The 23319-nt window shown below is 43.2% G+C and carries 20 protein-coding genes and 1 pseudogene; 18 read left to right on the forward strand and 3 right to left on the reverse strand.

The features are described from left to right. Positions 1-40: 40 nt before the first annotated feature. On the reverse strand, positions 41-787 hold the full coding sequence (locus tag BAU14_RS12645) for an alpha/beta fold hydrolase (protein WP_161900469.1): 747 nt from the start codon (positions 785-787) through the stop codon (positions 41-43). Positions 788-1032: 245 nt separating this feature from the next. Between BAU14_RS12645 and BAU14_RS12650 the strand changes: the two genes are divergently transcribed. The 9 genes from BAU14_RS12650 (at position 1033) to BAU14_RS12690 (ending at position 11063) form a co-directional block, all read left to right on the forward strand. Continuing rightward, positions 1033-1665 carry a lysozyme family protein gene (locus BAU14_RS12650; RefSeq protein ID WP_202622232.1) on the forward strand — a complete coding sequence of 211 codons (633 nt, stop codon included), beginning with the start codon at positions 1033-1035 and terminating at the stop codon, positions 1663-1665. A gap of 66 nt (positions 1666-1731) precedes the next feature. Then, positions 1732-2580: a DUF368 domain-containing protein gene (locus BAU14_RS12655; protein ID WP_202622233.1), complete on the forward strand. Its 849-nt coding sequence runs from the start codon at positions 1732-1734 to the stop codon at positions 2578-2580. A gap of 342 nt (positions 2581-2922) precedes the next feature. Then, on the forward strand, positions 2923-4824 hold the full coding sequence (dnaG, locus tag BAU14_RS12660) for a DNA primase (RefSeq protein ID WP_161900471.1): 1902 nt from the start codon (positions 2923-2925) through the stop codon (positions 4822-4824). Positions 4825-4842: 18 nt separating this feature from the next. After that, positions 4843-5949, forward strand: coding sequence for an RNA polymerase sigma factor RpoD (rpoD, locus tag BAU14_RS12665; RefSeq protein WP_161900472.1), 1107 nt, complete (start codon positions 4843-4845; stop codon positions 5947-5949). Between the two features lie 239 nt (positions 5950-6188). After that, the gene (locus BAU14_RS12670) at positions 6189-8450 is read left to right on the forward strand and encodes a cell division site-positioning protein MapZ family protein (protein ID WP_161900473.1); all 2262 of its coding nucleotides are present in this window, start codon (positions 6189-6191) and stop codon (positions 8448-8450) included. 96 nt (positions 8451-8546) lie between these two features. Beyond that, positions 8547-9269, forward strand: coding sequence for an AzlC family ABC transporter permease (locus tag BAU14_RS12675; RefSeq protein WP_161900474.1), 723 nt, complete (start codon positions 8547-8549; stop codon positions 9267-9269). Next, positions 9266-9592, forward strand: a complete 327-nt coding sequence (locus tag BAU14_RS12680; RefSeq protein WP_161900475.1) for an AzlD domain-containing protein — start codon at positions 9266-9268, stop codon at positions 9590-9592. Before BAU14_RS12675 ends, BAU14_RS12680 begins: the two co-directional genes overlap by 4 nt. Before the next feature lie 41 nt (positions 9593-9633). Continuing rightward, positions 9634-10491 carry a S1 RNA-binding domain-containing protein gene (locus tag BAU14_RS12685; RefSeq protein ID WP_161900476.1) on the forward strand — a complete coding sequence of 286 codons (858 nt, stop codon included), beginning with the start codon at positions 9634-9636 and terminating at the stop codon, positions 10489-10491. A gap of 110 nt (positions 10492-10601) precedes the next feature. Next, positions 10602-11063, forward strand: a complete 462-nt coding sequence (locus BAU14_RS12690; RefSeq protein WP_161900477.1) for a Fur family transcriptional regulator — start codon at positions 10602-10604, stop codon at positions 11061-11063. Between the two features lie 259 nt (positions 11064-11322). Here the strand turns inward: BAU14_RS12690 and rlmD are convergent, their stop codons facing one another. Beyond that, positions 11323-12702: a 23S rRNA (uracil(1939)-C(5))-methyltransferase RlmD gene (gene rlmD / locus BAU14_RS12695; RefSeq protein ID WP_161900478.1), complete on the reverse strand. Its 1380-nt coding sequence runs from the start codon at positions 12700-12702 to the stop codon at positions 11323-11325. 118 nt (positions 12703-12820) lie between these two features. On the opposite strand from rlmD, the gene recX reads away from it, so the two are divergent. From recX to BAU14_RS12715, 4 genes are all read left to right on the forward strand, one after another. After that, on the forward strand, positions 12821-13627 hold the full coding sequence (gene recX, locus BAU14_RS12700; protein WP_161900479.1) for a recombination regulator RecX: 807 nt from the start codon (positions 12821-12823) through the stop codon (positions 13625-13627). Next, positions 13617-14792 (forward strand): A/G-specific adenine glycosylase, encoded by a 1176-nt coding sequence (gene mutY / locus BAU14_RS12705; protein WP_161900480.1) that lies wholly within the window; start codon positions 13617-13619, stop codon positions 14790-14792. The genes recX and mutY overlap by 11 nt, the downstream gene beginning before the upstream one ends. 228 nt (positions 14793-15020) lie before the next feature. After that, a complete protein-coding gene (locus BAU14_RS12710) occupies positions 15021-15554 on the forward strand; it encodes a DUF402 domain-containing protein (protein WP_161900481.1) in 534 nt (177 codons plus the stop codon). A gap of 166 nt (positions 15555-15720) precedes the next feature. Next, positions 15721-16713 carry an N-acetylmuramoyl-L-alanine amidase gene (locus BAU14_RS12715; protein WP_161900482.1) on the forward strand — a complete coding sequence of 331 codons (993 nt, stop codon included), beginning with the start codon at positions 15721-15723 and terminating at the stop codon, positions 16711-16713. Between the two features lie 439 nt (positions 16714-17152). On the opposite strand, the gene BAU14_RS12720 is transcribed toward BAU14_RS12715, so the two are convergent. Beyond that, the gene (locus BAU14_RS12720) at positions 17153-17584 is read right to left on the reverse strand and encodes a GNAT family N-acetyltransferase (protein ID WP_161900483.1); all 432 of its coding nucleotides are present in this window, start codon (positions 17582-17584) and stop codon (positions 17153-17155) included. 287 nt (positions 17585-17871) lie between these two features. Here BAU14_RS12720 and BAU14_RS12725 point away from each other — a divergent pair, with 287 nt between their 5' ends. The 5 genes and pseudogenes from BAU14_RS12725 to scpB all read left to right on the forward strand — a co-directional run. Next, positions 17872-19008 carry an AI-2E family transporter gene (locus BAU14_RS12725; RefSeq protein ID WP_161900484.1) on the forward strand — a complete coding sequence of 379 codons (1137 nt, stop codon included), beginning with the start codon at positions 17872-17874 and terminating at the stop codon, positions 19006-19008. Positions 19009-19115: 107 nt separating this feature from the next. Then, positions 19116-20492: a hemolysin family protein gene (locus BAU14_RS12730; protein WP_161900485.1), complete on the forward strand. Its 1377-nt coding sequence runs from the start codon at positions 19116-19118 to the stop codon at positions 20490-20492. Between the two features lie 421 nt (positions 20493-20913). Then, entirely contained in the window at positions 20914-21804 is an 891-nt protein-coding gene (gene xerD / locus BAU14_RS12735; protein ID WP_161900486.1) for a site-specific tyrosine recombinase XerD, read from the forward strand. A gap of 30 nt (positions 21805-21834) precedes the next feature. After that, on the forward strand, positions 21835-22599 hold the full coding sequence (locus BAU14_RS12740) for a segregation/condensation protein A (RefSeq protein WP_161900487.1): 765 nt from the start codon (positions 21835-21837) through the stop codon (positions 22597-22599). After that, a pseudogene (gene scpB, locus BAU14_RS12745) lies at positions 22583-23146 on the forward strand (SMC-Scp complex subunit ScpB); the annotation flags it as partial. The gene BAU14_RS12740 and the pseudogene scpB, both read left to right, overlap by 17 nt. Between the last annotated feature and the right edge of the window lie 173 nt (positions 23147-23319).

Here is a 23319-nt window from a genome sequence, read left to right on the forward strand (position 1 = left end):
AAAAAGAGTCTCTTCATTTGAAAATGTATCAGACAGCATACTAGCACAAGTGATCTTCGAAAATTGGAAAAGGCACATCCAAAAAAGCAGCCACTTCCTGGTTGAAGACAAGGGGGACGCGACGGGCTAGCAGGTGCCCTTGTCCGGAAACCTGTTTAAAAACAGAGCGGGGAATGTTCTTTGCAATCCATTGGGAGTGGCGGACTTTGATTAGATCGTGACTGCCTACAATGACCAAAGATGGCGCTTTGATTTGTTGTAATTCTTCTTTTGAAACGCCGATGTCTTTTAACATCAAACCAATTATTTTGAGCTTGGCTTTATAGCCGGGAACAAAATAGCTCAAAAGCCAGGTCCAACCATACCAGATACGGGTCGCTGCGCGGGAGAGTAGTTTTTCACCACTGACATTGGTATTTCCGGCATTTAAAACCAATCTGTGCACCATTTCAGGATGCATAGTTGCAAATTTCATAGCCAAATTGGCGCCGTCAGAAAAGCCAACGATATCACAAATAGTCACCTGCTCTTGTTTTAAAACCGTAAATAAGTCATCCGCCATCAGCCGGAAAGAGAGGGCTTTGGCATTGTTGGTAGAATGCCCGTGGCCGCGACTGTCTACGATAATCAGTCGATGATTTTTTTCAAAAAATGGGACCTGATAAGAAAAAAAGCGGCCGTTACTGCCGTTTCCATGAAGAAATACCAGCGTTGGACCAGAGCCACAAGTTTCGTAATAGATTTTTGTACCATCTTTCATGATGGCATAGTGCTTTTCTTGTACCATCTGTTTCACCTGCTTTTCTATATTATAGCGGCTTTGCTGTTTTTTGGACAATGATTCAGTGACAAGACGAACGGTTTTGTAAGGTGGTTGTTTAAGTTTATGAAAAGAAAATGATCATTTCTGGTCAAAGAAAAGGTAAAATAGTAGTATGAAAAAAGACGAATTTTCATATTGTTGAAGGGGACTTTCACTGGGAATTTCCCAGAAGTTGAGTTTTTTCAATAACGAAATTATAAAGAAAACGGATGGTTGAGCGTGTGATAAAACGGATTTTGAAATTTTTACTAGGCTTGCTGATTTTGCTACTAATCATCGGTGGCGTTGTTCTGGGTATTCGAAACTATCGGATTTTAAAAGATGTCCATCGTTACGATGACGAAATAGCTGAAGCCGCAGAGAAATATGGAATTGCCAACCAAACGGACTTGATTGCAGCAATTATTTTTACCGAGACGAAGGGCAAACATTCGGATTTGATGCAGAGTTCTGAAAGCAGGTATGGTGAATCAGGGAAGATTACCGATGAAGGCGACTCAATTGATGCCGGTGTGAAATTTTTGGCTCAGGCACTGCAAGAGGCCAAAGCAGCCGGTTGTGACGAAGAAACGGCGATTCAAGCCTATAACTTTGGACTTGACTATATTAACTATGTCGCAGAAAGAGGGAAAAAGAATTCTAAAGAGATTGCTGAAAGCTATTCTCGAGATGTCTTATCTCCAAAACTGGGAAATGCAGACCAGACCAAATACCGCTACTGGGGAATTCATTCGCTTTTATACAATGGTGGTTTTTTGTACCATAACGGCGGAAATCTGTTCTACGCAGATATCGTGAAGTGGAATGAGACGAAATACGAGCTGACTGCTTTCTTGTTTTAGGGTTGTCGAAAGTTGAAGTTGTGATAAACTAAAGAATATTTGAAAAAAAGAGGTGGCTTGGTTTTCATGGAAAAGCAAACAGAAATGACAGAAAATAAGCGAGGCGGCGACTGGATCCTACGCTTTGTAAAAGGAATGTTTATCGGCTCTGGATTTATTCTTCCTGGGGTCAGCGGCGGAGCATTGGCTGCGATTTTTGGGATCTACGAGCGGATCATTTCCTTTCTGGCTCATATTACCCGTAATTTTAAAGAAAATGTTTTGTTTTTCATTCCGGTGGGATTAGGGGGCATAACCGGCGTCTTTTTGCTTTCTTTTGTCGTTAGCTTTGCATTAGGTACTTATGAAAACATAGTTCTTTGGTTTTTTGTCGGATGTATTCTTGGAACGATTCCGGCGTTGTGGAAAGAGGCTGGAAAAAAAGGACGCAGTACCCGAGAAGTTGTGATTCTAATCGTAAGTTTTGCTGCTGGATTGTTGTTTTTGTGGAAAGGTTCAGGTTTGTTTGGTCATGTAGATCAGAATTTTTTCACTTGGATGATTGCCGGTGGCTTGATTGGTTTGGGAATTATTGTACCGGGGCTGAGTCCTTCTAACTTCTTGGTATATATGGGGATGTATAAAGCTATGTCTGACGGAATCAAAAACCTTAATATGGGTGTGATTTTACCAATCGGAATTGGCGGAGTGATTTGTGTTTTGGGCTTGTCGAAAGTTATGGATTACATTTTCAGCAAGGCCTACCCACAACTATTTCACTTTATCATGGGCATTGTTTTAGCCTCCACGATTATGATTGTTCCGACTGACTATAGCGGGTTCACCGCGGGAAACTATGCGGCCAGTGTTGCCTTGTGCGTGGCAGGGGCGGCTTTAGGGGCTTGGATGAGTCGCTTAGAAGAAAAGTACAAATAATCAAGAAGATCATTCGTGAGAAAATTCAATTTTCACGGATGATCGTTTCTTTTTTGCTTTGAAAGGACTTATGCAAAAGACTTGAAAATGAAATTCATTGTGGTAAAATAAACTATGTATAATTGGGTCTTTCTGTTGGTCGCGCTGATGTCTATTGGTGCGATTTTTTACCGCAGAGGATTCGATGTATCAAAAGAGAACGACTGAAACAAAGAAGTAAAACAGGTATACCCGGCGGTCTTTCGTAGCGGTGAGCGGATTTGCTTTTGATATGGTCAGCTGTCTTTTCTGTCGGATTTGAATAGCGACCCGCTTTCAACACAGGGGGAAGGAGTGAGGCAGATGGCTAGGATTCCGCAGCAACTGATCGATGAGATTCGTGGAAAAGTGAATATCGTCGATGTCATCGGCCAATATGTGCAACTGAAAAAAGCCGGCAAAAACTACTCTGGACTCTGTCCTTTTCACAATGAGAAGACACCGTCATTTTCTGTAGCGGAGGATAAGCAGTTTTTTCATTGCTTTGGTTGTGGCAAGAGCGGCAATGTTTTTGGTTTTTTAGAAGAGATTGAAGGAATTAGTTTTCCAGAAGCCGTCGCTAAAGTGGCGGACATGGAGAACATTCCGTTAGCACCGGAATATCGTGAAAGTGCGCAAGGTAGTCCTGTCAATTCAAAACAACGACAGCTCATTGGGTTGCATGAAAAAGCGCAGGAAATTTATCATCATATGCTGATGAACACCGCTGTTGGTGAACAGGCGTTGGAGTATCTGCGGGATAGAGGATTGACAGACGAGCTGATTGCTGAGTTTGGGATTGGATTTGCGCCCAATCAGCGGCAATTTTTAGAGCAAGTCTTTAAAAATGAGAAGTTTGATCGCGAGCTATATCCTGACAGTGGTCTATTCATTCTTCGTGATGACGGTAGTGTGGCTGACCGTTTTTACCAACGAATTATGTTTCCAATCCGCGACCCCCAAGGAAAGACGATTGGTTTTTCGGGGCGCTTTTTTAAAACGGAAGCTTTTCCCGGTACTGATCAACCCAAGTACTTGAATTCACCGGAAACGGAACTCTTTAACAAACGCAACGTGCTGTTTAACTTCGACAAAGCCCGTAGTACGATTCGTAAGGAGAGTACGGTGTATCTATTTGAGGGATTTATGGATGTGATCGCTGCTTGGCGTTCGGGCATCAAAAACGGGATTGCCAGCATGGGGACTAGTTTGACGCAACAGCAAATTGCTGCGGTTGACAGAATGGCGGAAACTATTGTCATTTGTTATGATGGGGACAATGCCGGCATTGAGGCGACACAGCGGGCAATTTCACTTTTGACGGAAAACAGCCGGATGAAATTAGATATTGTTAGGATTCCTGACGGTAGGGATCCGGATGAATATGTTCAAAAGTTTGGCGGTGAAGCCTTCGCACAATTGGCTCGTCATGGTCGCGAAACGGTCTTCAGCTTCCAGATGGACTACTATCGACGAAAATATAACTTAGCGAATGAGAACGATCAACTGCTCTATATCGAAACCGTTTTGAAAGAATTGACCAAGGTAGATTCACTGATACAGCAAGATCACTATCTTACTCAATTAGCAACTGAGTTCCACTTGCAACGAGAAACGTTGCAGCAGCAGCTGCGCAGTTTAAAAGTGCAGCAAAAGGGTAGTTCTCAAACTTCGACTTATGGAAATGGCGCGGCTGGTTTTTCCGGCTATGAGGATTATGGTCCACCGCCACCGGATGAGGAGTTTGGCGCAGGAGCTTCTCTGGCGCCACCAAATAGTCCCAGACGTCCATTGACTCAAGGCGAGCGTGCGGAGCAACAGCTGCTTTATCGGTTGTTTGGTGAACCGCGTTTGGTTTTTCGCTTGAAGCAAGAAGACATCCATTTTCTTCATGAGGACTATCAACAGATTTATCGGTTATTTCAAGCGTTTTACGAAAGTAAAGGGGAATTTGAAATTGCCGCCTTTCTGGATTATCTTGATGATTCAGAAATCAAAAACAAAGTGATCAACATTGCCACCTTGTCGATGCCAGAGGATAGTACCGAACATGAGATTCGTGCGCTCCTACGGGTATTTCACAAGACCAGATTAGCTGATGAAATCAATGAAAAAGTTATTCGGCAGCAAGAAGCTGGTCGTGTAGGAAATACGCAACTGGAACTCGAGTTGGCAGTTGAGATTATAAATTTAAGGAAACAACTGAAGCAAACCGACATTTTTTAAGGGGGGCCTTCTAATATTATGGCAAACGAAACAAAGCAAGACTACACCAAGGCAGTAGCAGCGTTCATCAAAGCAAACAAACCCAAAGGACAAGTGGTGTATGATGAACTTTCCAACCAATTGGCCACACCTTATTCTTTAGACGCCGATGGGATGGATAAATTGATCCAGCAGGTTGAAGATGCCGGTATCAGTGTGGTGGACGAAAATGGAGAACCATCTGTTCACAGCTTGAAAAAAGATGAAAAAAAGGCGACACAAGCGAAAGATGAAGATCTTTCAGCGCCAACTGGTGTCAAAATCAATGATCCTGTTCGGATGTATTTGAAAGAAATTGGTCGGGTGCCGCTATTGACGGCTGAAGAAGAAGTCGCTTTGGCATTGAAGATTGAAGAAGGCGACCAGGAGGCAAAACAACGCCTGGCTGAAGCTAACTTACGTTTAGTCGTTTCAATCGCGAAACGTTATGTCGGACGTGGCATGCAGTTCTTGGATTTAATTCAAGAAGGAAATATGGGGCTGATGAAGGCAGTTGAGAAATTTGATTACCGCAAAGGGTTCAAATTCTCGACTTACGCAACCTGGTGGATCCGTCAGGCAATCACCCGGGCCATCGCGGACCAAGCCCGTACGATTCGTATTCCAGTTCACATGGTGGAAACAATCAATAAGCTGATCCGGATTCAACGACAATTGTTGCAAGATCTTGGTCGGGAACCGACACCAGAAGAAATTGGTGCTGAAATGGATCTACCGACTGAAAAAGTTCGTGAAATCTTGAAAATTGCTCAGGAGCCTGTATCTTTGGAAACGCCAATCGGTGAAGAAGACGATTCCCACTTAGGTGATTTTATCGAAGACCAAGAAGCTACCAGTCCGGCTGATCATGCTGCTTATGAGCTGTTGAAAGAGCAATTGGAAGATGTTTTGGATACATTGACTGACCGAGAAGAAAACGTCTTGCGTCTGCGCTTTGGACTTGACGACGGTCGCACACGTACATTGGAAGAAGTCGGGAAGGTGTTTGGCGTAACTCGTGAACGGATTCGTCAGATTGAAGCGAAAGCACTTCGCAAACTGCGTCATCCGTCTCGTTCGAAACAATTGAAAGACTTTTTAGAATAAGCCATTTAAAGCCGCTTCTCACTGAGAGCGGCTTTTCTTATGCTTGAGGCGCTTTTATTTGGCGCTGATAATTGTAGATAACGTGCCTAAAAGCTCGAAACAGTTACATAGCGCCACAGTAATTTAAGGAAATCGTAACCTTCACAATATTGGCGCGGCCGGGATAATATGATAGATTTACTGTTAGGCAATCGTATTCTAGCTCAATTAGTCTTGAGCAAAGTAAGGAGCAAGCTATTTTGATTGATAAGTGTCCACATTGCGGCTTTGAACCGTTGGATGGCAAATTGGTTTGTCCACGGTGCGGCCATGAAATAAAAGAAAATATCGCACAAAAACTACATGAAATTGATGAAAAAAATCGGAAAAGCAATGATTCCGTTTCTTGGTCTGATTTTGAAGATGTTTCCCTAGGGGCGTTGATGTCCCAAATGAATGAACAACAAGAACCAAATTTATCTTCACCGGAAACAAAAGACGAAGAGGAAGAGGATTCCGAAAATCCGATCTTGGCTGCGTATATCAAGCGACATCGGATGGGTGTCGAAGATGAGGGGCCAACATTGGAGGAGCTGATCGCAGCTAACCGCAAGGAACCTGCTGATGCACAACGTAACGAAGCCCTTGAACCCAAGCAGGAACATTCTGAAAAGGAATCGGCCTCGGCTGCTTCAGAAGTACCAAAAGAATCTGGTGAACTACCTGAGAATGATCCAGAAAAGGATACAGCAATCGAGCCACAGGAGCGTAACCTGACAAAAGCTCCTGTGCAATCAGCAGATCAGCCAATTTCAGAGTCGGCAGAAGTGCACGCGGAAGTAAAAACCTCCCAAGTTTCAAGAAGTACGGAAGAAGCTGAGGCGCCTTTACTAAAGGAAACCGCTGAAGCAGCTGCTCAAAATGTGTCTGAACTGACTGAAAGTGCTGATGGAGATACTGTTTCGCCGGTTACCGATGCATCGTTCATTCCTGTGACAGAAGAGTCAGATGATTTGCCATCAAAAGAAAGGGCTGATGAGCAACTAGATGCTGAGCAGGAAGAGAATGCTACTGAAAAGACAGTGCCGGTAGAGGCTGAAGTAGTAGCGAATCTCGAAGATGAACAAGAAAACCAGCAGGAAAATGAACAAAAAGCCCAGCACAATGGTGTTTCGACTGTCGATTCTAACCCTGAAACACCCCGCAGAGACAAAGCTGCTGCAGTATCGACAGCAGCAAAAACAGTGAAAGCCTCAGGAAATGAACCCAACGCATCCGTGTCATCGAATGTTTCTGGACAAACAGCACCTGCCGTGACGAAGTCGACTCTTGATGAGCCATCAAAAAGCGGTCGCAAGAAGTGGCCATTCTTGTTGGCGGCAGCTGTTGTTTTGGCAGCGGGGAGCGGCGGCTATGCCTACCACCAGCAACAAGAACAGCAAAAGGTGCAGGCACAAGAACAAGCGGCAGAAAGAGCCCAGGCAGAAGCCAAGTCATTGCAACAAGCCATTTCTGCTTTGTATCTTGATGAGGATCATCAATTTCTAAAAGCGGGTATCACCCAAGAAGAGTTGGCCTCATTAAACAGCAAGCTAGTCAAAACTTCTGTTGATAAAGCCGATTTGGAAAAAGAATTTGCTGAAATCAAGACGAAATTTCAACTGCAAGAAGACGTCAATAAGTTATTTCAAGCGCCAGTCATTGCCGGCTCTGAACTGAAAAAAGATGTTCCCATCCAACCGGATAGTGCGCTTGATTTTGAATTGCCCACACAAGAGACACCTTTTAGTAAACTATTGAAAGATGCCGTAGCAGAATTCAAACAGCAACAAAAAGATTTAGCTGCCGCCAAGACAGCGCTTGATCCCTTGATAAAAGAAGGGAAAGTTGTCGCCAATCCAGCTGAAGCTGATTATCAAAAGGCACAAAAGTTGGTAGCGGCCTTACTAACAAGTGAGCAAAAAGAACAGCTGCAAGCGCAATTGAAGACGGTGCAAGCAAAGATCACTGCTAACAAGGCAGCTGCAGAACAAGCCGCCGAAGCTGCTGCTAATCAAGCCGCACAAACTACGGCAGATGATGCTGGCACACCTGTTGAAAATAACGCTTCAGATTCAACGGCAAGCGGCTCAACTAGTGGAGCGGCAACTGACAACCAAGGCAGATCGTTGCCAGCAGAAGCTTCACCTAACATGGTACCAAACACGGACAATGCACCGATATTAGGATCAGTAGCATCTGACATTGCTGACAGCAGTAACCCAGCATGGACCTGGGCACCAGGCGTTAAAGAACAAGTCTTAGCTATCTGTAAAGAGCGGGGATACATCGTTGAGGGTGGCTATAAACTAGAACCAGTGCGTATTGAAAACGGAGAGGGGTATTACAATCTTTTTGCTACCAATAACCAGTCAGCGCTAACCCAAGGAATGGCTGATGATCAATTGCCTTTGTATTTAGTCACGATCAATTGTAAAACTGGCTATTTCCGTGGTAATGGTAACGATCATACCATTCGTTGATACAACTGTAATTTTCCGAAAAATTCTGAAAATCCTTGTTCGTCCTCCTTTTTTTCGATATGATGTTTTCAATCGAATAAAAAGGGGGACGTTGTCATGGAAGCAGGACAAAAGGGTTATTTGACGTTCCGCGACGGAGTAAAAGCTTGTGTTCCAACAATACTTGGATACTTGGGGATTGGTTTCGCCGCTGGAGTCGTTGAAAAAGGCGTAGGGTTGACGATTTTAGAAATCGCGTTGTTGTCGTTATTGGTGTATGCCGGCAGCGGGCAGTTTATCATTTGCGGCTTATTGGCTATCGGAGCACCTGTTTCGTCTATTATTGCTACCGTATTTTTAGTTAATCTACGACATTTTCTGATGAGTCTATCGGTGACCTATCATTTTCGTGGGCGAAGTCTGCTTAGTAATATCGGTGTTGGAACACTACTGACTGATGAATCATATGGTGTTTTGACGACGGCGTTACAGGAAGGTCGTTCCGTGACTTCCTCGTGGATGCACGGATTGAATGTTGCTGCTTATCTTACATGGCTTGTTGCCAACCTCGCTGGTGGACTGCTGGGCCAGTTTATTCCCAGTCCGGAGCGTTTTGGGCTGGACTTTGCACTAACGGCCATGTTTCTAGGGCTATGGCTGTTTCAAGCCGAACTGCCATTGAAAAAAAGAACCCGTCAGACAGTGCTTGTTCTGCTTACTGTTGTTGTTTCGTTGGTGATCTTAATGCGAGTTTCAACTGCTGAGATTGCTGTTATCGGAGCGACATTGTGTGGCTGTCTGGTAGGCGCTTTTAGTGAAAGAAAAGAGGTGATCCAATGATCTCTGCTGAATTTTTGGTATTGGTTTTAGGGTGTGCAGTTGTGACGTGGATTCCCCGCATTTTGCCCTTTACTATTGCTGACAAATTAGTTTTTCCTGAGCCTGTGAATCGTTTTTTGAGTTTTCTGCCACTGTGTATTCTGACAGCGTTGCTAGTACAGAGTCTGTTGAATTTCCGGACTGGTCAGTGGCCGACTGTTAAGGTATCTGAATTAGTAGCGTGTTTGCCTGCTTTAGTGGTAGGCTATTATACAAAAGACCTTATGAAGATTGTCATCGTCGGCATCGCTGGTATTGCCTTGCTACGTTTGCTTTTGGGCTAAGTGTCTAATTTTAACGGGGCTATCCCCATGGAGGAACGAATATGAATGAATTACTAGCAGCTGTCTTCAGCGGCTTGGTGACGGATGAAAATGAAACACATTATTTCATCCAAAAAAATGGTTTTACTTTTCGCTTGCGCAAAACGGAGGGGGAACATCAATTAGGAGAAGCAGTCGAAGGATTCGGCTATCTCAATCAAAAGCAAGAGCCGTCATTTACAACTGTGATTCCCAAAAGTCGTAAAGGACATTATGCCTTTGCAGAAGTAACTGAAACTCGCCGGGATCTTGGGGCATTTGTGGATATCGGCTTGCCAGATAAAGATATTGCAGTTTCTCTTGATGAGCTGCCTACGATGCGGGAGCTGTGGCCCAAAAAAGGCGATCGACTGATGGTTTCTTTGCGGGTAGATCACAAAGATCGCATTTGGGGCACATTGGCGGATGAAAAAATTTTCCGCTCATTGAGCCGACATGGGATTGAAGAACAAAAAAATAAAGACATCGCTGGAACGGTATTCCGCTTAAAGTTAGCGGGAACATATCTGTTAACCGATGATTTTTATATTGCATTTGTCCATCCTTCTGAACGCTACATGGAGCCACGTCTTGGTGAACAAGTCAAAGGACGAGTCATCGGTGTTCGGCCAGATGGTGTATTAAATGCTTCATTGAAACCACGGGCCCATGAAGTTATCAACGATGATGCAGAAATGCTGTTGGTGTATTTGGACCGATCAGCAGATAAAAAAATGCCTTATACAGACAAATCTGATCCAGAAGCCATCAAAAAGATGTTTGGAATCAGCAAAGGCCAGTTTAAGCGAGCTATTGGTCATCTGTTGAAGGAAAAGCGCATCAAGCAAGAAGACGGCTATACAATCTTACTTCCTAAATGAGAATGACTTGTTTTATTCCCGATTATTCTTTATAATAAGTTTAATTTGATAGAGATGATTCGTCATCTAGATTGTAATGATTATAATGTAACAGCAAGGAGATCTGGGAAATGAACACAAACAGCGCATTGATGAAAGTCAAAAAGCAACTTCACGAAGCCGGCTTCAAATTAACTCCGCAACGTGAGGCCACTTTGCTGGTTTTGCTGGAAAACGAAAAGGATCACCTTTCCGCTGAAGAAGTTTTCTTTTTTGTAAAACGAAAAAGTCCCGATATCGGTTTAGCAACGGTCTACCGCACGTTGGAAATTTTGACGGATCTTCACGTGGTAGATAAAGTCAGCTTTAATGACGGTGTTGCCCGCTATGATCTTCGCAAAGAAGGAGCTAAGCATTTTCACCATCATCTGCTGTGCCTTGAATGCGGAAATATTGAAGAAATTGAAGAAGATCTGTTAGGTGAAGTGGAAGAGGTAGTGGAGAGTCGCTATCATTTTGCTGTCAAAGATCATCGACTGACTTTTCACGGAATCTGTCGCCAATGTCAAAATAAACAAGAAAAAGTTTTATAACGCGACAAGAACCCTGTGACAGCAATCATTTCTGAAGGATAATTAGCGAATCGTTTGACAGGTTTAACAATGAAAAGAGAAGCAACTTCTGGTTTTTCTTCACAGAAGTTGCTTCTCTTTTTATTGGCTCATGTTTGCTTTAGAGAAAGGATAAGGTGATTGTCACAGCTTTTCGTATGGGAAAGTAGTCGTCCGCTTTTGAGGTGAAACTGACAGGATGTTATCCGCTTAAGGTAGAAAATAAAGAGATAGCTGCGAATCATTTTTTAAGGGTCAGTTTAACGACGACTTCACAGCGGGCAGTCTGGGGAAACATATCCACGGATTGTAAATAAACTACGTCATAGACTTCTGAAAGCTGCACCAGATCGCGAGCCAGCGTGGAAACATTGCAAGAAATATAGACTAATTTTTTCGCGGGGTAGCGCTTTAGTGCTTGGCGCAGCTTCTGATCGAGACCGGTTCGAGGAGGATCTACGACGATAGCGTCAGGTCGAAAACCTTCAGAAAGCCACTGTGGTAGCAGCTCTTCCGCAGTACCGGTTTCGTAACGAGTATTTTTCAAGCCCATTTGCTCAGCGTTCTTGCGGGCATCACTAATGGCAGCTTCGATGATATCCATTCCGCGAATTTCTTTGGCTTTGTCTGCCATACTCAATCCGATGGTACCCACACCGCAATAAGCATCCACAAGCGTTTCATTTTCTTGTAAATCAAGTGCTTTCGCTGCTTCGCGATACAGGACTTCAGTTTGTGCCGGGTTTAGTTGAAAAAATGCACGGGCAGAAAGGTCAAAGGACATTCCTAAAAGCTCTTCACGAATGGCTTCTTTTCCCCAAAGGTGCAGCGTCTCGTCTCCCATCACCAAGGATGTTTTTTTACTTTGAACGTTTTGCATGATTGAGACGACTTTAGGCAGCCGTTGAGTAATTTCTCGAATTAGTGGGTTCTTCTGAGGCAGTTTAGTCGTAGCGGTCACGAGAACGACTTGCAGTTCACCCGTTTGCTTTCCGGTACGAACTACGATCGTTTTGACAATACCACTGTTTTTCTTTTCATCATAAATTGGCAGCTCATATTTATTCAGTAATTGTAAAACAGTATTGATAGCTTCTTGGGTATCCGGCAGTTGGACTGGACAATCGTTGATTGCGACAAGTCGATGGCTATCTCGCTCATAAAGGCCAGCCACCGCTTTTTTTACAACCGGATCGTAGCGTAATTGAAATTGCGCTTTATTACGATAGTGCCAAGGTTCATCCATACCCAATGTAGGGAGCAGCTGATATTCCTGCCAGTTTTTTGGCTTGAACTTAGTCAGTGCTTGTTGCAAAAGATCTTTCTTGAAGGCTAGCTGAGCCGGATAAGACAAATGTTGAAGTTGGCAGCCGCCGCAACGCTCATAAAAAGGGCAAGGAGGCGTAATCCGGTCTTGACTCTTCTTTAAAATGTCATCTAAGCGTGCTTCGGCATATTTTGTTTCTCCGCGAAGAATAGTCGCTTGGACTTCTTCGCCGGGTAAGGCACCGGGAACGAAAATTGCCAGGCGGCGATAGTAGGCAATCCCCTCACCGTTGATTCCCAGGCGCTTGATCTTTAATTTGAGTTTCTGGCCGTTTTTAACGACGGTTTGCAACATAAGATTCCCTCATTTCTGAAATTCTACATTATTTTAACACATCACGGCCGTTGAAAAAGTTTTTTTATGTTAAACTGGAATGTATGTTCCCCGATGAGAAGAAAGCAGGTGCAGGTGAATGGATAGGATAACAGTGACTGGAATTGCCAAAGACAAGGGCGGCCTTTTTGTGGTGAAGTTTTCCAATCAGGAGCGGCTGCGGGTTTCTGAAGACCAGCTAGTAAAGTATCGGCTTTTGAAGGGACTGGAATTAACCGAAACTGAGCTTGAAGAACTAAAAAAGAGCAGTACCTATGATCTTGGCCTGCAAGAAGCGTACCGCTATGTCAGCTATCAATTACGCACGGAAAAGGAGCTGCGCCGCTTTCTTAAGGACAAGGAGATACCGCCAGAAGATGTTCGGAGAATTTTGCAACACCTGAAAGAATTACATTTGATGGATGATCTGGTTTTTGCAGAAAGCTATGTCCGAACCCAGATGCGTCTTTCTGACAAGGGCCCAAGAAATTTGAAACAACAATTGCTGCAAAAAGGCGTTGCCGAAGATCTGATCCAACAGGCACTAGGACTATACAGTCAAGAAGATCAGCAGGAAGTTGCGTTAAAAACAGCAATGAAAGCCCAAAAAAAAATTCATGGGAAAAGCTTTAAAGAAACCCAACAGAAGATTCGGCAGACCCTGATGCAAAAAGGCTTTGATGGGGAAGTAATCGATGCTGCCTTCGCTGAGTTGCGGATTGAAAAAGAAGCTGATTCTGAAGCCGCAGCTTTGGCCAAAGAAGGAGACAAATTGTGGCGCAGACATCAACGAAAACCGCCACGAGAGCGCAGGCAAAAAGTCAAGCAAAGCCTGTACCAAAAAGGTTTTGATTTAGATGCTATACAAATTTATATTGAAAACAAGGAAACTGAAGATGACGAATAGACCATGGGACACCCTTTCCAAAGAAGAGATCAAACAACTGCAGGAGAACTTTTTAGATTGGTATGATGAAAAGAAGCGTCACTTGCCTTGGCGGATGAATACCGATCCTTATCGTGTCTGGATCTCAGAAATTATGTTGCAGCAAACCCGTGTAGACACGGTAATCGACTACTATTATCGCTTTATGGAAGAATTTCCCACGATTCACGCCTTAGCCACAGCAGATGAAGAAAAACTTTTAAAAGTCTGGGAAGGGTTGGGCTATTATTCCCGGGCGCGTAATCTACAAGCGGCTGCAAAACAAATGGTAGCAGACTTTGCTGGAAAAATGCCCGATACGGTGGAAGAGATTGCTTCTCTCAAAGGGATTGGTCCTTATACGACGGGTGCCATTGCCAGTATCTCATTTGGCCTGCCAGAACCGGCTATTGACGGCAATGTTATGCGAGTAGTCAGTCGCTTATTTGAAATCGAGGCAGATATTGCAAAAGCTTCTTCCCGCAAAGTTTTTGATGAAGCCATGCGAAAAATTATACCAAAAGCTGCACCAGGTGATTTTAATCAGGCGTTGATGGATCTCGGATCAAGCGTTTGTACCCCCAAAAAGCCAGAGTGTCCCGTCTGTCCTTTAAAAGACTTTTGTTTGGCTTATAAAGACGATAAGATGACTGATTTCCCCGTCAAGACCAAAAAGCAGCCTCCAAAACCGGTTTATTATGTGGCTGCTGCTATTGAAAATAGTCAGGGGGAGTTTTGGTTAGTGCAACGTCCGGAAAACGGGCTTTTGGCAAAAATGTGGACCTTTCCGCTGCTGAAAATCGACGAAACGCATTACCAACAGCTAAAGACAGGTTTTAATAAAGAAGAGTCGCTGCAAATGGAGCTTTTGGTGGCAGAAGAGGATAAAGCGGAGCAGGTGCTTCCTTTTGAAGAAGCTCATGTTATTTGGCAGAAACGGCATTTGGGTGAAGTGACGCACGTATTCAGCCATTTGAAGTGGCACCTGTTGCTTTTTTATGGGCGAATGATCGGCGGCGAAGCACCAGAGAAAATGCCGGGACAATGGGTTGCAAAAGACGAATTTTCAAAGCTTGTTTTTCCAAAGCCACAGCAAAAATTGGTGGAACAGCTTGATAAAAATCGGAGGGATAACAAAGTTTTCTAGTCAATATCTGCTTTTATTGATATAATGTTCCCGATGCCGGGTTTGTGACGCTCGTAACTAGGATAATGTGACATCCGCTCAAGAATGATTCCTGCTTTTTGCGCAGGTCCGTTGCAAATCCAAGAAGTACGTGTGTTTCATGAAAGCTGATTTCAAGCTGCAAAACGGGTTGATTTGGCTCACAAATCCTAAACGATAAGCAATCATGCTTGCGAGGGAAGGGTAACTATGCGAATTCCGAAAGAAGGCGAGTTTGTAACCATTCAAAGTTACAAACACGATGGCAATTTGCACCGTACGTGGCGTGATACTATGGTATTGAAAACCAGTGAATATTCAATGATCGGCGTCAACGACCATACCTTGGTCACCGAATCAGATGGTCGGCGCTGGGTGACACGAGAACCGGCGATTGTTTATTTCCATAAGGAATGCTGGTTCAATGTAATCGCGATGATCAGAGAGAAAGGAGTTTCCTATTATTGCAATCTGGCTTCACCCTATTTACTGGATGAAGAAGCGTTGAAGTACATCGATTATGATCTGGATATCAAAGTATTTCCAGATGGTGAAAAGCGCTTGTTGGATGTGGATGAGTATGAACTGCACTCTAAGATTATGCACTATCCTAAAGACATTGACTTTATTTTAAAGGAAAATGTCAAAATCTTGGTAGATTGGATTAATAATGGGAAAGGCCCGTTTTCAGAAGGCTACATCGATATCTGGTATAACCGCTACAAGCAATTGTCACAAAAATGACGAAAACTGCTGCAGAAAGTCTGTGGCAGTTTTTTTGGGCGCTTTTTTGGTAGCTCTTTTTGAGATGGACGTTGAAAATCGTCTTTTTAATCAAGGTGTTTTTTAAGCCAAAATTAAGGCAGATAGGGTAAGATTAAAGATGACAAAAACAGGAGCTGTGACGAAAATGAAAAAAAAGAGTGGGCTGATCCTGATTGCTGCCACAGCAGTCATTGCAGCAGGTTTACTAGGAAGTTTATACTATTTCAATCAGGAAGAAGATGCAGTCGCAGCACCGACTGATTCGAGTAGCAGTCAAACGACAGCTGCCTCCTCGTCATCTGAATTGCCGGAACGAGGGATTACGACAGAAAAAATGGTAGCCGCCTATGTGGATCCGTCCTTATACGATACCGATGCCACTGAGGAAACGGCCAATGACTACGTTCAAGTGAAAAAAACGGTTGATCCTGAAAGTGAAGTTCTTACTAAGCTTCATCGTGGAGAGTGGGCGGCTTATTTGGAAACAGAGGGCGAATACGTCAAAGTCCGAGCCGATTCCGGAAAAGAAGGCTATATCCCTAAAGCAAATGCCGGGACAATAGTTGAAGTCGAGCGTAGAGAAAAGGCAACAAATCTTAGCCAGCTCTCCGTCGTCTTGGATGCTGGACATGGGGGAATCGACACTGGTGCAGAAAGTCCAGATGGCAGTGTGAATGAAAAAACACTGACCTTAAAAACGGCTGAAACGGTGGGAAAACTACTTTCTGACAATGGGGTGCATGTCACTTATACCCGCACAGAAGACAAGCTGTTGGCACTAAAAGATGTGACGGCAGCCGCCCAAAAAGAAAATCCAGATATTTTTATCAGTTTTCACTACGATAATTTCGATTACGCCAATGGCATGCAGGGTTTTACCACTTATTATTATTACAACGAAGGACAAAAGTTTGGGGAAACTGTCTCAAAAGCATTGGGTCAGAGTTTACCATTAACGAATAATGAGGTTCGCTTTGGCAACTATTATGTCATTCGGGAAACCTATGTTCCAGTCAGCCTGTTGATTGAGCTGGGCTACGTAAACAGTGATCACGATTTAGCTGAAATTACAAAGGCGGATTACCCGGACAAAGTTGCCCAAGGGATATTAGCAGCACTAAAAACTTATATCCAATAGCTGTCAAAGAACAGCGCAATTTTTTTACTTGCAACTTTGCCTAATCCAATCATGACTAGTTAGCAATAAAAAAGGTTGTGACAATTCTCTTGTCAGTGACTTTCGAAACGAACACTACCAAACGCAAGACCCCAAAAGCCGACGAACTTCCATTAAAAACATTGGAAGTTCGTCGGCTTTTTATTGCGAAAAATTTCAAACACAGACTTTTGCTTCTATAGGTATGATCGTGTTCCTGCTACGGACTTGACCCAAGGATTGTCGCAATTATTTGCTGGCATACCCTTTTTTATCTCTATAGATGAAAGGTTCGCCATTTACTACATAAAAGTAATTTGTTTCTCACCTTGGGTAGTCTTGATTTTGCAAGACATTAACAGGCGGATTGCCATAGTTTTAGTGACGTTTGTCCTGTATTATAAGTTGCCTAGCGCTAGAGTCAGAGGTCTTTTGTCATTGCGATATGATCGATTCCAGCATCCTGGAAAACAGGACCATAGGCGGTGAATCCTGAATTTTCGTAAAATAAACGTGCAGTTAATTGGGCGCCGAGAGTGATTTCCCTAAAGCCTTGTTCTTTTGCGAAACGTTCAGCTTCTTCTAAAACCTTTTCTCCGAGACCTCGCCCTCGTGCTTGTTTAAGAACGGCCATTCGTTGTAATTTGACCTGATTTTCATCAATGGGCAATAGTCGGGCAGTTGCAAGAGGCTCACCTTGATCGTAGAGTACAAAATGGATTGCATAGGCTTCGTCTTTGTCGATTTCTCGCGACAAAGGCACCTGTTGTTCTTGAACGAATACTTTATGTCGGATTTTGACGGCATCTAAATAGATTCCGCTCATGGTATCTTTGGTATGAACGATCACCATTTCTTGACCTCCTGTTCATTTGCTAAAAGCCATAAATTAGCTTTTCTTTAGTATAACTGAAAAGCACAGATTTGGAATAACGAGATGAATCGAAAAGTTTGTTCTTTCCAGTATGTATTCTGTAAGGTTTTTGGTAAGATGGACACAGATACTTTTTAATTGACTGATAAAAATGGCTGTATTTTCTTTTAAAAATTGTCAGTATGCAAAATCTCAGTTAGCAGTGCAGAGGCCTAGTTTTCTGTTCTGGTAGTTAGTTTAAAGAAAGTACGGAAAGGAATAAATATATGCTGGATAAATTGAAGAACTCCAAGCTGATGTTCTGGTCTTTGGAACTTTTGATTGTAGCCACACTGATTTTAGTTTCCACCAAGATCAATTTTATTTTTCAACCTATTGGAACTTTCTTCACCACGTTGTTTGCACCAGTGCTGGTTGCCGGGTTTCTTTACTATTTGCTAAATCCAATCGTAGGTTTGCTGACAAAGCTGACCAAGATGAAAAGAATCCTCGCAATCGTGATAGTGCTCTTATTGTTGCTAGGGGTAATTGTTTGGACTGTGTTAGCGGTGATTCCAAATCTGGTCAAACAGTTGGCTTCATTGGCAGAAAATACGCCTTACTTCATCAGTTCCGTCCAAAAATGGCTGACAGAAATTGCTAAAAATCCAATTTTTAATGGTGTTGATATCGAAGCTCAAATTGACAAACTGGATATTTCTTATGGCAGCATCATTCAAAAGTTTCTTAGTGGTTTGTCAAATAGTTTAGGCTCAATTGTCGGTGGTATTGCTTCCACGACAATGACTGTCGTGACAGCTCCCTTCATTTTGTTTTATATGTTGAAGGATGGGGAGCGCCTAGTGCCAAATATTCAACGCTTTTTCCCTGAAAAGCGGCGGGAGCAGATTGTAGAATTGTTAGGGCAGATGAACAAGACACTTTCTAGTTACATCAGCGGCCAAGCGATCGAATGTATTTTTGTTGGGACGTTCACTTTTATCGGGTATCTGATTATCGGCGTCGATTATGCCTTCTTATTTGGGATGGTCGCCGGGATCACCAACTTGATTCCATATTTGGGACCGTATTTGGGCTTGCTGCCAGCTGTGGCAGTGACTGTTTTCAGCTCGCCACTGCAAGCGCTGCTGTGTTGTGTAGTGGTTTTGATTGTTCAGCAGCTTGACGGAAATGTGATTTACCCAAATGTTATCGGCAAGTCACTTCAGATCCACCCATTGACGATTATTCTGGTATTGTTGGTAGCAGGAAATATTGCTGGCCTTTTAGGCATTTTCTTGGGAGTTCCTTTCTATGCTATTTGCCGGACCATAGTAATTTTCGTGATTCGCATGATAAAAGATGATAAAATCAAGCAAAATCATTCCCTTTTGACCGATAAAACCACCAGTCTTGAGAAATGATTTTTATTGCAAAGAAAAATGCTTTATGATACGATTTTAACGTGGATTTATCCACGTTTTTTTCTACCCAAAACTAATTTTGAAGATGAAAGAGAGAGAGTGCCATTATGAATGCTGACCCCGAGAGTCAGTCGCTTTTTGCGCAGATATTGTTATTGATCGTTTTGACGTTGATCAATGCCTTTTTAGCTGCCTCAGAAATCGCTGTTGTATCCGTCAATAAAAATCGGATCGAACAAAAAGCTGAAGAAGGAGATGTCAAATCCCAGAAACTGTTGAAGGTATTGCAAAATCCTACCAACTTTCTGTCTACAATCCAAGTGGGGATCACCTTGGTCAATATTTTGTCCGGTGCATCCTTGGCTGATACGCTTTCTTCCCGCTTAGCCCCTGTATTAGGTGGCGGTGCTGCTGCAAAAAGTATTGCAAATATCATCGTGTTGGCTATTTTGACGTATGTTTCTATCGTCTTCGGTGAGTTGTATCCTAAACGAATCGCGATGAACAAATCCGAAGAAGTTGCGAAGTTTACTTCTGGCATCATTCGAGTAATCGGCGCAATTGCAAAACCTTTTGTCTGGCTGTTGTCGGCTTCTACCAGCTTATTGGCACGGATTACACCGATGGACTTCGATGATGAAGATTCCAAGATGACCAGAGATGAAATGCGTTATATGTTGGAAACAGAAGGTGTTTTTGAAGAAGATGAGCTGGAGATGCTTCAAGGAATTTTTTCTTTGGATACTAAGGTTGCCCGTGAAGTCATGGTGCCTCGTACGGATGCCTTTATGGTGGATATCAATGATCCGGTAAGAGAAATTTTGACCGGCATTCTAGCTGAAAACTACTCACGAATCCCAGTCTATAATGACGATAAGGATAAGGTCGTCGGGATTCTCCATACTAAGAATTTGTTGAAAGCTTCTTTCAAAGATGGTTTCGACAAGTTGCAGATTAAAGAGATTATGCAAGAGCCGCTGTTTGTTCCTGAAACAGTGTTTATTGATGACTTGCTGTATGAATTGAAAAAGACGCAAAATCAAATGGCGATTCTTTTGGATGAATATGGTGGTGTCGTCGGCTTAGTTACATTAGAAGATTTATTGGAAGAAATCGTCGGTGAAATTGATGACGAATCGGATGAAGTGGAAACCCTGTATGAAAAAATTGCCGATAATGAATACGTGATTCAAGGACGGATGTTGATTGATGAGTTCAATGAAGCATTCGGGACTGACTTGCATATGAGTGACGTGGATACGATGGCAGGCTATTTGATTACTGCATTAGGGACAATCCCAGATGCTGATGATGCACTCTCCTTTGATGTGGACAATGTAACCTTGATATCAGAAGAAATGGAAGGCTCCCGAGTGTTGAAAATTCGTGTTCTTTTCCATGATCCAGAAGAACATGAGGTTGAACCGGAAGAAGAGCGGCGCCATTTTCGTAAAGAATTCGAAGACGATGAGCCTCGCAGATGAGCTGCCGGCGGTGGAAAAAAACGCCGTAAACAAGTGGTATCATAGCCTTAAGGTGGACGGACAAACGTCCTGTCTGCGCCTTTGGAAGAAGCACTCTCAAACGTGAGCTGCAAGGAAGACGGAGCTGTGACAATAGTTGAGCCACCGTCTTCTGAAACGAATATTACCAAACGTGAGACCCCAAAAGTCGACCATCTTCCTTGGAATCATTGGAAGATAGTCGGCTTTTTATTGCTAAAAATTTCAACTGCTGGCTTACCTTAATTTCATCAAACACTAGGTAAGTCCGTGTCATTCCCTTTTTATTTATACCTAATGAAAACATGCTTGCTTATTGGATAATTCTTGCGCCTGTGGATTTCTACTATCGAAATCGACGGTTATTTGCTATGATAGAAAAGCGAAAGTTGAGGGGAAGACTATGGAAGAGCAAATTGTTGATTACCTTCATTATTTGCTGATCGAAAGAGGCTTGTCAAAAAATACCCGTGAAAGCTATGAGCGGGATCTGAATCAATACCTGGATTATTTGAAAAAAAATAATATTACTTCTTGGCAAAATGTCGATCGCTTTTTAATTTTAGGATTACTGCAGCAGTTACAGACTGAAGGGAAATCTTCGGCAACAATCGCCCGCATGATCTCAAGTTTGCGCCGTTTCCATCAATTTTTGCGGCAAGAACGTTATACCGATCACGATCCGATGCAACACATCGAATCACCGAAAAAGCAACAACGCTTACCGGATACGCTGAGTCTGGAAGAAGTGGAGCAGCTTATTGAAACACCAGATACAAAAGAGCTGTTGGGGCTGCGAGACCGGGCGATATTAGAGGTTATGTATGCCACTGGTTTGCGAGTCAGCGAATTGATTGGCTTGAAATTGAAGGATTTGCATCTGAGTATCGGTCTGTTGCAGACGTTGGGTAAAGGAGACAAAGAACGCATCGTACCTTTAGGAGATTATGCAATTGAATGGCTTGGTCGTTATTTGGATGAATCCCGACCACTATTGACAACTAAACATCCTGAAGAAGATCATTTATTTGTCAATCACCACGGAACAGGACTGTCGCGGCAAGGAATTTGGAAAAATCTCAAACAGATCGTGCGCCAAGCAGGTATCACAAAAACCGTTACACCTCATACGCTGCGTCACAGCTTTGCCACCCATCTTTTGGAAAATGGGGCGGATCTTAGAACTGTACAGGAGTTGTTAGGGCACGCGGACATTTCGACGACACAAATCTATACGCATATTACTAAAAAACGCATGACCGATGTGTACAAAGAATATTTTCCGCGGGCTTAAAACGCCCCGCGAAGTGAGAGGAATCGGCAGTTGGAAGAGATCAAAATCAAATTGGATGTTTTTGAAGGACCGTTAGATCTGTTGTTGCATCTGATTCAAAAGTTGGAAATTGATATTTACGATATCCCAATTTCTGATGTGACAGAACAGTACATGGGTTACATTCATGCGATGAAGACACTGGAGCTGGAATTGGCAGGAGAATATTTGGTAATGGCCGCGACATTGATGGCGATTAAATCCCAAATGCTGCTACCAAAGCCTGAGCTGGAGCTAGAAACCGAAGAGTATGAAGAAGATCCCCGTGAAGCATTAGTGACTCAACTTTTAGAGTATCGGAAGTTTAAATATGCTGCTGAGTTATTGTCTGAAAAAGAAGAAGAGCGCAGCCAGTTTTATACTAAAGAACCGATGGATGTTGATGAATATAAAGACGAGGATCCGGCACTACCAGAAAACCAGTTGACGACTATCGACTTGTTCTTGGCTTTTCATGCCATGTTGGAAAAACGGAAAAAACGGCGGGTAGTTGAGACTACGATTGCCGCAGATGAGACTTCAATTGAAGATAAGATGACGGACATTAAGAACTCTTTGTCATCACTTTCTCCAAATGTAGGACGCAGCTTAGCGACATTTTTGACCAGCTATTCTAAGGCTGAGATTGTGACTACATTTATGGCGATGCTAGAGTTGATGAAAAATCGCCAAGTTCGTGTGACACAAGAAGAGAATTATTCGGAAATCATGCTTTATGCAGTGAAAGAGGACGAGGCAAATGAACAAAAAGAGTGAATTGGAAGCACTGCTGTTTGTCGTGGGTGATGAAGGAATCGGTTTAGACGAGCTGAGTTTTCTTTTGAGCACGAAAACAGCGGCAGTTTATGATTTGATTCAGGAACTGCAAAAGGATTATCAGGAGAACACGGCCTCTGCTCTAAATATATTGGAAGTTGGAAACCATTTTGTACTGACCACTAAGCGAGAGTTTGCGCCACTATTGAAAAAATATGCCCAATCGCCGCTAGCTAATCGGCTTTCTCAGGCGGCTTTGGAAACATTGGCAATCATTGCTTATAAACAGCCCATCACAAGAATCGAGGTCGATGAAATACGAGGAGTTCAGTCTTCGGGTTCTGTCCAAAAGTTAGTCGCACGACAGCTGGTTGAAGAAAAAGGCCGTGTGGATGGACCAGGGCGAGCCATTTTGTATGGGACTACCACGTATTTTATGGATTATTTCGGGTTAAAGGGCTTAGAGGAGCTACCGGATATTCAATCGATGGAAAGCGAGCTCGAGGAAGAATTGCCGTTGGATCTGTTTTTTGATCGCTACCAAGAGGAGTTGGCCGATGCTCAGGTTGCTTCAAACGTTTATCAGGAGCAGCAGGCACAAAAGAAAAGTGAAATTGAGGAATTAAAAAGGGATGATCCGTCGCGAAACGATGAAGCAATTCTAACGGAATCTTTAGCAGAAATAGAAGACGACGAATTGACAGGATTTACTTCTTTGTC

It is taken from the genome of Candidatus Enterococcus leclercqii (genome assembly GCF_009933135.1).
Taxonomy (GTDB): Bacteria; Bacillota; Bacilli; order Lactobacillales; family Enterococcaceae; genus Enterococcus_C; species Enterococcus_C leclercqii.